A 13,686-nucleotide genomic window follows, 5' to 3' on the forward strand; every position below is an offset into this window, starting at 1 on the left:
GGAACCCCCGGAGAATCGCCTCCGGGGGTTCCGGCGTTCCAGCACGTCAGGGAGTTGGGAACTCCTGCACTTCCTTGCCGTCCATGTAGTCGGCGAGGGTCTCGTACACCGCGGGGTTGACGATCCCGTGCGACATCCGGTCCCGGTGCCCGGCCCAGTCCGGGTTCGCCAGGTAGCCCGCGACCACCAGCGACCGGGTCCCGACCACCAGGGCCGCCGTCTTGTCGTTGTCGGTGGTGCCGGTCTTGCCGAACACCGGGTGCCCGACCACGTCCCGGACCTGCGGCGCGGTCGCGCCCGCGCAGTTGCCGAGCTGCGCGGAGTCGCCGACCGGGCAGCGGGCCGCGTCGAGCGCCTTGCGCGCCGCCTCCTTGGTGGTGGCGCGGGTGCACGACGGCTGCCCGGCGTCGACCTTCTTGCCGTCGGCGGTGGTGATCTGCTGGATCGGGGTGGCCTTGCAGTACATGCCGTCGGCGGCGAGGGTGGCGTACGCGTTCGCGATGTCCAGCGGCGTCGACGCGGAGACCCCGAGCGTGAACGCGCCCCACTCGTGCGCGGCCTCCTTGTCGGCGGCGCGCTGGGCGTCGTCGCTGGACCGGAACTGGATGCCGAACCGTTTCGCCACGTCGACCACCTTCTCCGCGCCGACCTGCTCCTGCAGCGGCACGAAGTACGTGTTGACCGACTTGCCGAACGCCGTCCACATGGTGAAGTTCCCGGCTTCGCTCGCCGACGCGTTGCTCGGGCAGTAGTAGCCGCCGCAGGACTCCGGTCCGGAGTCCAGGTAGCCGGACTTGTACTTCGCCGACGAGTTGATCGTGGTGTCCAGGTCCATCCCGGCTTCCAGGGCCGCGACCATGGTGAACATCTTGAACACCGACCCGGCCTGGTAGCCGGGGACGCCGGAGCTGCCGGTGATGATCGGGTTCGTGGTGTTCGGGTAGGTGCCGCGGATCCCCTTCTCGGCCAGGTCGGGGTTGGACGACAGCTCGTTCTGCGGATGCGCCTCGTCGTCGATCCGGAACTTGCGGTTGGTGGCGAGCGCACGCACCGCCCCGGTGCCCGGCTGGACCGCGGCCAACATCAGCGCGTTCGGGTCGTCGTCGTCCTGACGGTCGCTGATCTCCGCACGGGCCGACGCCTGCGCCGTGATGTCCAGGGTGGTGACGATCCGGTAGCCGCCCTCCTTGAGGACGCGCTCGCGGTCGTACGTCGTCGCGCCGAAGGCGTCCTGGCTCAGCCACCACCGGTAGAAGTAGTCGCAGAAGAAGCCCCAGTGGTTCTTGGTCACCGAGACGCAGCCGCTGCTCGGCCGTTTCGTCTTCTTCGGCAGCGCCACCTTCTTCGCCGTCGCCGCCTCGGCCGCGGTGATCAGGTTCATGTCGAGCATGTTGGTGACGATGTAGTCGCGCCGGGCCAGCGCCTGCGGGTATCCGGTGGCGGTGGTCGGGTCGAACGCGGTCGGCGCCTTCACCATGCCGGCCAGCAGCGCGGCCTCGGCGACGGTCAGGTCGGCCGGCCGCTTGGAGAAGTAGACCTGGCTGGCGGCGTTGATGCCGTAGGCGCCGTTGCCGAACGGGGCCATGTTCAGGTAGCGCTCCAGGATCTGCTGCTTGGTGAGATCCTTCTCGACCTGGATCGCGTACTTCATCTCGGTGACCTTGCGCTCGACCGTGTCCTTGGTCGCGTCCACCACCGACTGCGGGTCGGTCGCCGAGTAGGCGAGGGCCATGCGCACGTACTGCATGGTCAGCGTCGAGGCGCCCTGCTTGCTGCCGCCCTGGTTGTTGCTGACGAACGCGCGGGCCACACCCTTCAGGTCGACGCCGTTGTGCTCGTAGAACTTGTGGTCCTCGGCGGCCACGATCGCGTCCTGCATGTTCTGCGAGATCTTGGTGAGCGGCACGTCGCTGCGGAACTCGTCGTACATGATCGCGATCGGGGTCTTGCCGTCGGAGGCGTAGATCCGCGACACCTGCGGCGACGACTGCGTGATCAGCTCGGGCGGCATCTCCCCCAGCTCCTCGGCGCCCGCTTTCGCGGCCAGGCCGGCTATCGCCACCGCCGGGAACGAGGCGGCCGCGACCGCCAGAGCAGCGAAGAAGCCGCATACGACGAGTACGGCGGCGCTTCGGAACCTACGGGGCCGGGGCTCGGGAGAGGTGTTGCCGACAGTCACCCGCACCAAGCTACCCAGCCGGATCGGCGCCATGCAGGGTAAGCGAAATCCGTCACACGCGGTAACCAAAACGGGTTTCCCGTCCCCGGCCGGGCGGCTGCCCGATACCGGCCCGCTGACCTGCCCCGTTGCCGGACAATGACGGGGTAGACACGGGAGGTGTCCGGTGGCGGTCATTTCACAGGCGTACCCGCTGTGGTGCGCGGCCCGCGACGGCCGCGACGTTCGCGTCGGCCGGGTCTTCGGCTGGATGTCGGACCGGCCGCTGCCGGAGGTCGCCGCCGCCGAGAAGATCGCCGACGCGGCCGCCGCGACCGGCGCCGACGCCCGCTTCTCCCCACTGGTCACGTGGGATCCACCGCGCGGCGGCGCCGCCCCGGGCGGCCTGGTCCGCTGCGGCCGCGACGAGGAGGGCCGTTTCCTGCCCCTGCACTTCGGCTCCACCCGGGACGAAGCCCTCACCGCGGCCGGCGCCTGACCATCAGCCGAAGATCGACGCGGCCCACTCCGGGTGGTCGATGAACGGGTTGCGGTTGCGCTGATAGGACGCGTAGATCACCTGGTTGCGGTTCTTCTCGAAGGTGTCCGGCGGGTCCTGGGCGTGCCAGGTCAGCAGGGTGGAGAGCTTCCCGACGTACGGGTTCGCGCCGTTGCCCGTCGTGTTGTTGGCCTCCAGGTTCGGCCAGGAGTCGTCACCCTCGTAGCGGACGGCCATGTAGAAGATCATCCGGGCGACGTCGCCCTTGACCGCGTTCCGGGGCTCCCATGAGTCGCCGTCGGCGTAGTTGCCGGAGGCGCCGGAGACCGCGCTGCCGCCCTTGTCGAAGTCCAGGTTCCCGCGCAGCGCGTTCACCGTGACGTCCTCGGGGCGCAGGTGGTGCAGGTCGGTGCCGGGGCCGGTGGCGGTCCCGAAGTCGCCGTGCGACTGCGGCCAGACGTGCTCGCGGTTCCAGTTGCCGCTCGCGCCGCCGTTCAGCGACTTGGACCGGCTGATCCCGGAGTAGAGCAGGATGACGTTCGCCGAGTTCGCCGGGTCCTGGTCGGTGACCTTGAGGGCGTTCCAGACGGCGTCGTACGAGATGGCGGTGTCCCCGGTCGTGATGATGCCGTGCAGCGCCGACTTGAGGTTCGCCCCAGACTTGCCGGCGGCGGCCGCGTAGTAGGCGCCGGTCCCACCGGTCGCGGTGGGCGTGACGGTGGCGGTCGGCGAGGTGGTCGCGGCGGTTCCCAGGGTCATCGCGGTCGGCGATTTGAGACCCGCGTGCGTGAAGTACGCCGTGAGCGTCCCGGTGACGGTCACCTGCCGGCCGAGCAGCGCCGGGTTGGTGAGCAGCCCGAACGACGACCGGTACGCGCTGGTGACCTGCACGTACAGCATCTTGCTCGTACCGGTCTCGGTCCTGCTGTCGGCGAGCGCGATCGCGGTGTCACCGGTGAACCCGCTGAACCGGACGGTGCTCGTGGCGGTCGGCTCGCCGACGACGTAGCCGGTGACGGTGCCGCTGCCGCCGCTCTGGCCACTGATCGCCTGCGCGACCGTCAGGGCCGTGGCGGCCGTCGCCGGTGACGCGGTGAGCACGGCGACGAACCCGGCCAGCAGGCCGGCGAGGGCGGGGATGGTCAGCGCCAGCAGGCGCCGTTGTCGTGCCGGAACGGACATGGGGGCTCCATTCGCAGTGCGGCTGTATAGACAAGTGTCAGCAGAAATCTAGGCGCGCGGCCCATCTCAAGAGGGTCATATGCGTAAACATCTGCCGCCCGTTCTGCATGGTCCGCACGAACGGAGTACTTCGAGTTCCCGGAGCGCTCGCACTGGACCTGCGGCGAGCCGGGCTGGGAGCAGGTCGCCGACCACGCCCGCGTGTGGGTTTCGGCCGCTATGGGCGCCCGAAGTCCACACGCTCGTCGAGGGACCCGGCGAGCTGGGCGCGCCGGGTCACCCCCAGTTTCGGGTAGATGCGGTAGAGATGTGAGCCGGCCGTCCGGTGGGACAGGAACAGCCGCTCCCCGATCTGCCGGTTGGTCAGTCGCGCGGGCCTTCTCCGTCGCGCGGGCCTTCCTAGTCGCGCAGATGGCGGTAGGCCAGCAGGGCCACCACGGACACCGCGACCACGTCGGCGAGGATCAGGGCGGCGGTCGGGCCCAGGAACATGGCCACGAACGGCAGCACCAGGAAACCCGTCAGGCACAGGAACGGGATCACCGGGATCGGGCGGTCGCCCTGCATACGGCGTACGAAATCGGGGTCCTCGGCGGCCAGCCGCTGCTCGATGTCCGCGAGCGCCCGGCGGTGCCTCTCCTCCAGCATGCGCCCCGCCCTTTCGTGAGCATGCGTCGCCTCCCGGGCGCGCCCGGGGAAGAGAAATGCGGCTGATGCGCTGATCTGGCACTGATTACTGCGGTAGAAGCCTATAACGGAGTGTGAGCAGGAGTTCTCCATATGTGAAGCTGAGGTGCTTGAGCGCATGACCACCGTCGCCCCCAGGCCGACCCCGGTCCGGCCACATCCGGTCCGCCGGCAGGTGAAAGGTTCGGCACTGGCCCGGATCCTGCGTACCACCGACGCGAAGCAGATCGGGATCATGTACATGATCACGTCGATCGTGTTCTACATGGTCGGCGGCGTCATGGCCCTGCTCATGCGCGCCGAGCTGGCCCGCCCCGGGATGCAGATGCTGTCGCCGGAGCAGTTCAACCAGCTGTTCACCATGCACGGCACGGCGATGCTGCTGTTCTTCGCCACCCCGATCGTGTTCGCGTTCGCCAACTACGTCGTGCCGATCCAGATCGGCGCGCCGGACGTGGCGTTCCCGCGGCTCAACGCCTTCGCGTACTGGCTGTACCTGTTCGGCACGCTCACCGCGATGAGCGGTTTCATCACGCCGGGCGGCGCGGCCGACTTCGGCTGGTTCGCCTACACGCCGCTGAGCAACAGCCTGCACTCCCCCGGCATCGGCGGCAACGCCTGGGTCGTCGGCCTGGCCATCGGTGGTCTCGGTTCCATCCTCGGCGCGGTCAACCTGATCACCACGATCCTGACCCTGCGCGCGCCCGGCATGACCATGTTCCGGATGCCGATCCTCACCTGGAACATGCTGGTCACCAGCCTTCTGGTGATCCTGATCTTCCCGTTCCTGGCGGCCGCGCTGTTCGCCCTCGCCGCCGACCGGGTGCTCGGGGCGCACGTCTTCGACGTGGACACCGGCGGGCCGATGCTGTGGCAGCACCTCTTCTGGTTCTTCGGCCACCCCGAGGTGTACGTCATCGCGCTCCCGTTCTTCGGCATCATCACCGAGGTCGTCCCGGTGTTCAGCCGCAAGCCAGTGTTCGGTTACAAGGGCCTGGTCGCGGCCACCCTGCTGATCGGCGCGCTGTCGATGAGCGTGTGGGCGCACCACATGTTCGCCACCGGGCAGGTGCTGCTGCCGTTCTTCAGCTTCCTGAGCTTCCTGATCGCCGTACCCACCGGCATGAAGTTCTTCGTCTGGATCGGCACCATGTGGCGTGGCCAGATCAGCTTCGAGTCGCCGATGCTGTGGGCGGTCGGCTTCATGGTCACGTTCCTGTTCGGTGGCCTGTCCGGGGTCCTGCTCGCCGCCCCGCCGATCGACTTCCACGTCTCCGACTCGTACTTCGTGATCGCGCACTTCCACTACGTGCTCTTCGGCACGATCGTGTTCGCCGTGTTCTCCGGCATCTACTACTGGTTCCCGAAGATGTACGGGCGGATGCTCGACGAACGCCTCGCGAAGATCCACTTCTGGCTCACGATGATCGGCTTCCACGGCACGTTCCTGGTCCAGCACTGGCTCGGCACCAAGGGCATGCCCCGGCGGTACGCCGACTACCTGGAGTCCGACGGCTTCACGTTCCTCAACACGTTCTCCACGGTCGGCTCGTTCATCCTCGGCATCGCCACGCTGCCGTTCGTCTACAACGTGTGGAAGTCGTACAAGGTCGGCAGGGTCGTCACCGTGAACGACCCGTGGGGCCACGGCAACTCCCTCGAATGGGCCACCACCAGCCCGCCGCCGCTGCGCAACTTCGACCGCATGCCGCGGATCCGCTCCGAGCGGCCCGCCTTCGACCTGAAGTTCCCGGCGCTGGCGGCCGGTGAGCAGTCGCTGGCCGGACCGCCGGAGGGAGGCGCCCGCCCGCTGCGCAAGGAGTCCGACGGCGGCGCCACCTACTCGGAGGACATCGCCTCGGACCGCGATCGGAAGAAGAAAAAGAAGTAGCGGGAGCCTGGGCCGCCCCTCGGGGCGGCCCAGCGTCTTCACCGGCCGCCCGTTCTCACAAGCGCGGCCGTCCTCCGAGGCGGCTCACCGTCTTTCCAGCCGCCTCCACGGCCCGGCGGGCCGCCGCCTCCGGGGCTTCCCCGTTCAGCAAGGCCACGGCCAGGGCGGCGGTGAACGCGTCACCCGCTCCCGTCGTGTCGACGGCCCGGTTCTCCGGATGCGGGATCGTCAGGTCACCGTCCTCCCACACGAACCGGTCGCCGTCCGGCACGCCGAAGGCCACCAGCCGCGGCCCCGCCGACAGCAGCTCCCAGGCGTCGCCGATCTGCTTCGCCTCGTTCTCGTCGGCCCGGACCACGTCGGCCAGCGCGATGATCTCCCGGTCGGCGACGCCGTCCAGCACGACCAGGCCGTTCCCGGCACGGGCGATCCGGGCGGCGGCCAGCGCGGCCGCCGGGGGCTGCTGCAGCTGCACGAGCACCGCGCCGGCCGACGCCAGCGCCTCGCTCGCCGCCTCCACGTCGGCAACCGTGAGCAGCACCTCCTCCGGCAGATGCTGCAGGTAGCGCCACTTCCCGCCGGACTCCAGAACCTCCACGATCAAGCCAGAGAGCGCACCGGAGCGGCGGACCACGTGCGTCACGTCGATGCCGTCGGCGGCCGCCTGGGCGAGCAGCTGATCACCGATCACGTCGTCGCCGGCCACCGCCACCAGGCTCACCGGCAGGCCCAGCTGCGCGACGGCGACGGCCTGATTCGCGCCTTTGCCGCCGAGGGTCTCGCGTCGCTGCGTCACGTCGCCCGAGGTTCCCGCCTCCGGCAGCTCGTCGATACCGAGCACCACATCCCGGGCCAGTTGCCCGACCACCACCACGTCGCGTTGGGTCACGCGTTCTGCGTACCCCTGCCCGGCCCTTCGCCAACCGCGAGCACCCGTTCGCCGATCTCAAACATCCCGGCGTTCACCTTAAGCGTAATAAAACGGGTTTGAACCTTGCATTCCCGCAGCTCAACCCACGATGAGAGCGTCCGCTACACCGACGACGCGGCGGTTCGACAGAAACCGCCCGGAGGTGAACACCATGCTCATCGGGACGACCTTCAGCAAGGACGAGATCTCGCACTGGCAGCCGAAGCTGGCCGGGAACGACATCTTCCGGATCTTCCCCAACTCCGACGGGCTCCCGCCCTCCTGGACGGACCAGCGATACCAGTACTGCCGGGCGGTCGGCGCGATCCCGTTCGTCTCCACCAAGATCGACGGCGATCCGGCGAGGCTGGGCCAGTTACGGACCCTGCTGCTCACCATGGAGCCGTGGGTACGCCAGCTCTACCTGACCGATCGTCACGAGCCGGAGGGCGACACCCTGCCGGGCGGCGGCACGCTCACCCCGGCCCGGTTCAAGAAGAACTTCAACGCCCTGCTGGCCATGGTGAACACGCTGCCGCCGCCGGTACGCTCGCGGATCCGCTGCGGGCCGGTGATGACCAAACAGTGGACCGAGAACCACGCCGGCCGCGGCTACCACGAGTGGGACCCGGGGACCGGCGACTTCTACGGCGTGGACGCGTACGTCAACTCGTGGGCGCCGGGCAACGCCGGCACCGTCTTCACCAGCTACCCGCGCGCGGCCACCTGGCTGCAGAAGATCCGGGCGTACCGGTTCGACCCCGCCGACCGGAGGCCGCGAATCCTCGCCGAGCTCGGCGCGATCCAGCCGGCGTGGGACCACGACGGCAGCGCCCGTGCCGCCTTCCTGCGGGACGTGCACCACGAGGTGTCCGGCTGGAACCCGGGCGCCACCGGCTGGGCCTTCCTCGGCTGGATCTGGTGGAACACCGAGGGCACCAGCGGCACACCGATCACCGGGACCGGCAGGCGCCGCTGGTTCCAGCTGGACCGGCGGCACACCGGGAAACCGTTGATGCACGGCAGGGAGGTGCTCGATCCGCAGGGTGGCTACGACGAGGTGCCCGGCAACGAGGCGCTGGCGGCGTACAACGACCTCGCCCGGCAGCCCGGCCCGAGCCGGGCCACGGACACCGGGATCACCGTCGAGATCGGCACGATGCCGGCCCATCCGGCCACTCCGCCCGGCACGCCCGCCGTCGCGGTCACCCCGGTGTAGCCCTGCCGCGCCCTCGGCGCCGCACGTCCCATGGTTCTCGCATGTCCCGGGGCCGGCCGCTGACCGCCGTCGGCTCCCGGGAGGTTCGTCAGCTCCGGGCCGGTCCCTGCCGGCCCGTACGGCGGGGACGATGCCCACCCTCGCCTCGTCGCACGGCGCAGGCCGGCGGTCCGCAACACCCGGCCCGCTGAATGTTCGTGGACACCGCACCGGACCGCATCCGGCCTGTTCACCGCCCGGGTGATCTCAGCCGAGAAGCAGGCGGGCGCCGGTGAGGGTCGTGTACCACTCGGAATCGGTGAAGCCGGGCCCCGTCTCCGGGCCGATGTAGGCGTCGATGTGCCGGGCGCCGCCGAGGCCCGGGGTGAACTCGTCGCTGATCCGCCAGGACGCGGCCCGCAGCCGGGCGCACACCGCCGTTGTCACGTCCTCCGGCCGGCCGCAGTCCCCGATCGTGAACGCGGTCCCGGGCGGCAGCACGCCGGTGTCGGCGGCGGCCGACACGAACGGCACGAGCACACCGCCGTCACTGGCCCGCGGCGCCGAGTCCAGCCAGAAGCCGACGTCGTACGACCAGTTGAGGTAACGGCCGGACCGGGTCAGCCCGGTGCCCTCATCGCGAACCGCGGCGACGAAGTCCTCCGGGAACTCGCCCAGATCCTCGTCGTCCGACGTACAACTCAGGCTCGTGCAGCCGGTGACCGCAAGCGGATCGCCGTCGTGGAACCGCTCGACCGCCGTGTAGTAGACCGTGATCTCCCAGCCGTCGCTGACCCGCGCGGCCGGGCTCGAACCGGTCGGGTTGAGCGCGGTCGGTTTCAGCTCGCTCGGTGACGCCGCCGGTGTGGGGACGACCGGCGCCTCGGACGACGTCAGCACCGCCGGCGACGGCGACCGGGGCGACGGCGTCACCTCCGGAGCCGTGCCGCACCCGCCCGCGGCGACGGCGGCGATCACGGCGACGGCGAGTATCCGGCGAGCACACACCCGTAGAGCATGCGACGAGGCAGCGGCCACGCGTGCCGGTTTCCGGGCCGATCGGCACCGGACGCCTATCGGCCCTCGGGAACCTGGTCCGTCACGTCGTCGTTGCCGGCCGGCGCCGGCGCCTCGGCGGGCGCGTAGATCACCCGGATCACGCCGGTCGGGAACGCCTCGGTCGCCGTCACCTTCAGGTGGTACGGCGTGGCACCGTCGTCGAACAGCTTCCGGCCCTTGCGCGCCGCCACCGGGTGCACGAGCAGCCGCAGCTCGTCGACCAGCCCCGCCGCGAGCAGCTGCTGCACCACCGAGATCGAACCCGGGATCAGGATGCCCTTCACCGACGGGTCCGCCTTGAGCGCGGTCACCGCACCGGCCAGCTCGCCCTGGATCAGCTCCGAGTTGCGCCAGGTGAACGTCAGGTCCTGCCGCGACGCGACGACCTTGCGGATGTCGCCGAGCTGCTTGGCGAACGGCGCGTCCTCCCCGCCGCCCGCTTCCCGCTCCGGCCACGCGCCCGCGAAACTGTCGTAGGTCTCCCGGCCCAGCAGCAGAACGTCCGCCGTCTCGTAGTCCTCGGTGACCGCGCGGCCCATGTTCTCGTCGAAGTAGGGGAAGTGCCAGTCCGGGTCGATCTCGGCAACCCCGTCGGCAGAGATGAACAGTGTGGAGACGACCTTCGCCATGGTGACGTTCCCTTCGTGTCAGGTGCTTACGGCGGGTAGACCGGCCCGGCCCCGCGAACTCATCGGGCCGTCACGAACTTTCTTCCAGCGCTGCCGTCAGGCCGGTCACGAACTTTCCTCCAGCGCTGCCGTCAGGTCGATCTCGACGAGCTGCCCCTGGTAGCCGAGGGACGCCACGCCGAGGAGCGTGCTCGCCGTGGTGAATGCCGGGGCCAGCGGCGACGCCTCCAGCTGACGCCACACCGTGGCCAGGACCTGGCTGTCCGGGCTGACCACGTAGACGACCGACCGGACCACGTCGGCGGGCGTCGCGCCGGCGGCCGCCAGCACCGCGAGGCAGTTGGCGATCACCTGACCGGTCTGGGCGGCGAAATCGCCCGGCTCGCCGACGACCTCGCCGGAGAGGTCGAGCGGGCACTGCCCGGCCAGATGCGCGAGCCGGCCGGCAGACGAGATGGTGACATGACTGTATCCGGCCGGCTCGTGCACGGTCGGCGGGTTGAGACGATCGATCACCCCGGCATTCTCCCAACCACCGCCACCGATTTCCGGCGGCCGATTTTGTCGGGGGGTGCCGCTACGGTTCGCGGCATGGTGAGCTTCCCGGAGTTGGAGACGTGGATCCGTGCCGGTGACACTGGCCGGGTCGAGAGTGCCCTGCTGAGCCTCGACGAGCCGTCCCGGCGTGCCCTGGCCCGGCAGGTCAAGGGCATCGAGCTGCGGCGCGACACCCCCTCCTTCCCCGACGCCGAGGAGTGGCGCCGCGACCAGTGGGCCGCGACCCGGCAGCACTGGGCTTTCCGGGCCGCCCGCGGGGCGGCGCTGCGCATCGCCGGGGTGGCCTGCCTGCCGCGGGCCGCCGACATCGTGTCGTGGCTGCGGTCCAACCGGTTCGAGTCGGTGGCGACCCCGGCGGCGGCCGACGCCGTGGTCCGGGTGCTGCAGGCGCCGGGCAGGCCGTCGCTGGCCGCGGTCGCCCGGTCGCTGGCCGAGCGGCTCCGGCCCGCCCAGGTCAACCAGCAGTGGGTGCTGGTCGGCCGGCTGCTGGCCGCCGCCGAGCTGCCGGCCCCGGCGACCGAGGCCGTGCTGCGCGGATGGATCAGCGAGGTGGGCGCCGACCGCTACCGCACCGATCTGGCCGGCCTGCTGCGCGCCGACCCGCACACCACCGCGGTGCTGCCGCACCTGTTCACCATCCCGCTGCTGGGTCAGCAGCTCGACGAGGAGTGGACGAAAGCGCTGGCCACCCTCGCCGCCGAGGGCTTCCTGGACCGGCAGTCGCTGCTCGACGGCTGCGCGCTGCGCCTGCAGACCGGCGACCGGCAGGCCGCCATCCGCCGGATCGTGGTGCTGCACCGCCTGCTCGATCCGGCCGCCGGCGAGTTCGCCGCCCGCCGCGGGGAGTATGCGGGCATGCTGTCCAGTCCCGACCCGACAGTCGCCGACCTGGCCATGCGCGGGCTCCGCCGGGCCGACGACGCGGGCCTGCTGGAGGTCGAGACGGTGGCCGAGGCCGCCTGCACCGTGCTGCCGCGCACGGAGAAGAAACTGGTCCGCGCGCAGCTCGACTGGCTGGACGCCGCCCTGACCCGCAGCCAGGATCCGGCATTGTTCGAGGCGCTGCTGACCGGCCTCGCCAACCCCGCCACCGATTTGGCCGAACACGCTCTGAAACTCGCCGTCACCCATCTTCCGCACTGCGGCCCGGCCGGGCACACCCTGCTGGCCGAGGCCGTCACCGCCCTGCACGGCGACCTGCGCCGCCAGGCCGACGCCGCCCTCGGCAACGCCGCCGCGCGCACCGACCCGGCCGATCGGCCGTCACCCGCCGGCACCCCTCCCGTACCCGGCGTCTTCCCGGTCGCCGGCGTCGCAGCTTCTTCGCTGGCCGCTGCCCCGCCCGTGGCGGCCGCCGGCGTCGCTGCCTCTTCGCCGGCCGCTGCCCCGCCCGTGGCGGTCGTGGCTGCGCCGATGCCCGCGGCGATCGGGTCGATCCCGGAGCTGATCGCCGAGATCAAGCACCGGCTGTACAGCGAGGACGATCCGATCCGGGTCGAGTTGATCCTGGACGGCCTGGTCCGGTTCGCGGCCGAGGACCGGCCCGCGCTGGCAGCCGCGTTGCGTCCCGTCATCCCGGAGTACTGGTCGGATCCCTTCGTCGGGCTGCTCCGCGCGGTCGCCGACCGCCGCGACGACCCGTGGGAACCGGCCTCGTGGCAGCGGGTGTTCCCGCCCCCGTTCTGGATGCTCGTCAGGCGGTTGGCCGAATTGTCCCGCCAGATGTGCGAGACCCCTCCGGCCGCCCTGCTCGCCACTCCGGCCACCGTGGACGGTCACGTCGACCCGGCACGCGTGCTGCGCCTGTTGAGCGAGGGCGGCGAGCCCGGCCCGTTCGACCTGTCCCAGGCCCTGCTGCGCCTGCCGCGCACGATCGCGCCCGAGGTGCGGGCGTCAGCGGCCCGCCTGACGTCTCCGGCCGGTCGTGCCTTCGCTGCCTTCCTGGAGACCGGCGGCCTGCCCGACCCGAAGGTCGAGACGCTCACGCCCACGCGGCACTGCGAGCACACCAACCGGGCGTCCTGTTGGTGCTCCGGGTCGCCGGGCCGCCGGACCGTGGCCTTCGAGTCCGCCGACCACCATCTGACGGTCGAGCCGCGCCTGCTCGAACAGCCCGCCGACGAGGCCTGGCAGCGCATCTGGGCTCCTCACCCGGCGCGCCCGACGGCGGGCTGGCTGTTGATGTTCCCGAGTCACCGGGAGATCGCGGCCGCCCACGTCCAGCCGTTCCTGGCGTGGGCGTCGGACACCAAGGGCGCCGCCGGCGCACTCGGGTTGCTGCCGGCCCTGGCCGCCTGTGACGGCCCGTTCGGCCCGGCGATGGCCTTGTGCCTGGCCTACGGTTTGAACGCGGCCCGGCCCGACGGCCGTCTCGCCGCCGTCGACACGTTCCTCGACCTCACCGCTCGCGGCGAGATCGACGCCGCCCTCACCGGCCAGGAACTCGGCGCCCTGCACGCCTGCCGGACGCTGGTCCTGAAACGCGTCACCGCATCCCTCACCACGCTTCTGCAGGCCGGCGCCGCCAGCGAGGTCTGGGCCATCCTGCGGGTCCTGCTGCCCACGGTCCTGGCCGCCCCGAAACCGCCCGTCGGCACTCCCGACCTGCTCCTGCTGGCCGAATCCGCTGCCAGCGCCACGAACGCCACCGACGACATCCCCGCACTGGCCACCCTGACCGCCGGCCCCACCCGGACCCGTCTCTCCGCCGAGGCCGCCCGGCTGTCCCGGACCCTCACCGACAACCGCAGCCGCTGTTGACGGCATCGTTCCCCGGGTCCTTCCGGCCGCACTCCCCTCCGGATCCCTCATCCGCGAGAACGACCGGCCGGCCCTGGTGATGGTGTCGGAACGGGATGCCCTCCGTTCGTACCCCGGGAGGGTTCGGGAAGTAGTGACGGCGGTGAGCAGGCCGG

The 13,686-nt window shown here is 70.8% G+C and carries 12 protein-coding genes; 4 read left to right on the forward strand and 8 right to left on the reverse strand.

Annotated elements, in window-relative coordinates; translation table 11 throughout:
• Positions 1-46 precede the first annotated feature (46 nt).
• Complete coding sequence (locus ACZ3II_RS31025) at positions 47-2,179, reverse strand: transglycosylase domain-containing protein (RefSeq protein WP_465521890.1); 2,133 nt, start codon at positions 2,177-2,179, stop codon at positions 47-49.
• Between the two features lie 166 nt (positions 2,180-2,345).
• Between ACZ3II_RS31025 and ACZ3II_RS31030 the strand changes: the two genes are divergently transcribed.
• The gene (locus tag ACZ3II_RS31030) at positions 2,346-2,657 is read left to right on the forward strand and encodes a hypothetical protein (RefSeq protein WP_465521892.1); all 312 of its coding nucleotides are present in this window, start codon (positions 2,346-2,348) and stop codon (positions 2,655-2,657) included.
• Between the two features lie 3 nt (positions 2,658-2,660).
• Here the strand turns inward: ACZ3II_RS31030 and ACZ3II_RS31035 are convergent, their stop codons facing one another.
• From ACZ3II_RS31035 to ACZ3II_RS31045, 3 genes are all read right to left on the reverse strand, one after another.
• Positions 2,661-3,839, reverse strand: coding sequence for an endonuclease (locus tag ACZ3II_RS31035; protein WP_465521894.1), 1,179 nt, complete (start codon positions 3,837-3,839; stop codon positions 2,661-2,663).
• A 217-nt stretch (positions 3,840-4,056) separates the two neighbouring features.
• On the reverse strand, positions 4,057-4,206 hold the full coding sequence (locus tag ACZ3II_RS31040) for a response regulator transcription factor (protein ID WP_465522074.1): 150 nt from the start codon (positions 4,204-4,206) through the stop codon (positions 4,057-4,059).
• Positions 4,207-4,238: 32 nt separating this feature from the next.
• Positions 4,239-4,487, reverse strand: coding sequence for a DUF3040 domain-containing protein (locus tag ACZ3II_RS31045; RefSeq protein ID WP_465521896.1), 249 nt, complete (start codon positions 4,485-4,487; stop codon positions 4,239-4,241).
• Between the two features lie 157 nt (positions 4,488-4,644).
• On the opposite strand from ACZ3II_RS31045, the gene ctaD reads away from it, so the two are divergent.
• On the forward strand, positions 4,645-6,417 hold the full coding sequence (gene ctaD / locus ACZ3II_RS31050) for an aa3-type cytochrome oxidase subunit I (protein ID WP_465521898.1): 1,773 nt from the start codon (positions 4,645-4,647) through the stop codon (positions 6,415-6,417).
• A gap of 55 nt (positions 6,418-6,472) precedes the next feature.
• Here ctaD and ACZ3II_RS31055 read toward each other — a convergent pair whose 3' ends face one another.
• A complete protein-coding gene (locus ACZ3II_RS31055; protein WP_465521900.1) occupies positions 6,473-7,306 on the reverse strand; it encodes a PfkB family carbohydrate kinase in 834 nt (277 codons plus the stop codon).
• A gap of 193 nt (positions 7,307-7,499) precedes the next feature.
• Between ACZ3II_RS31055 and ACZ3II_RS31060 the strand changes: the two genes are divergently transcribed.
• Positions 7,500-8,546: a hypothetical protein gene (locus ACZ3II_RS31060; protein WP_465521902.1), complete on the forward strand. Its 1,047-nt coding sequence runs from the start codon at positions 7,500-7,502 to the stop codon at positions 8,544-8,546.
• A 246-nt stretch (positions 8,547-8,792) separates the two neighbouring features.
• Here the strand turns inward: ACZ3II_RS31060 and ACZ3II_RS31065 are convergent, their stop codons facing one another.
• From ACZ3II_RS31065 to ACZ3II_RS31075, 3 genes are all read right to left on the reverse strand, one after another.
• Positions 8,793-9,533 carry an RlpA-like double-psi beta-barrel domain-containing protein gene (locus tag ACZ3II_RS31065; RefSeq protein ID WP_465521904.1) on the reverse strand — a complete coding sequence of 247 codons (741 nt, stop codon included), beginning with the start codon at positions 9,531-9,533 and terminating at the stop codon, positions 8,793-8,795.
• Between the two features lie 65 nt (positions 9,534-9,598).
• Positions 9,599-10,213: a dihydrofolate reductase family protein gene (locus ACZ3II_RS31070; protein WP_465521906.1), complete on the reverse strand. Its 615-nt coding sequence runs from the start codon at positions 10,211-10,213 to the stop codon at positions 9,599-9,601.
• Positions 10,214-10,318: 105 nt separating this feature from the next.
• Positions 10,319-10,729, reverse strand: a complete 411-nt coding sequence (locus tag ACZ3II_RS31075; protein ID WP_465521908.1) for a RidA family protein — start codon at positions 10,727-10,729, stop codon at positions 10,319-10,321.
• Positions 10,730-10,804: 75 nt separating this feature from the next.
• Here ACZ3II_RS31075 and ACZ3II_RS31080 point away from each other — a divergent pair, with 75 nt between their 5' ends.
• Positions 10,805-13,531, forward strand: coding sequence for a serine/threonine-protein kinase (locus ACZ3II_RS31080; RefSeq protein ID WP_465521910.1), 2,727 nt, complete (start codon positions 10,805-10,807; stop codon positions 13,529-13,531).
• Positions 13,532-13,686 lie beyond the last annotated feature (155 nt).

The organism is Actinoplanes sp. NPDC019969 (genome assembly GCF_055562375.1).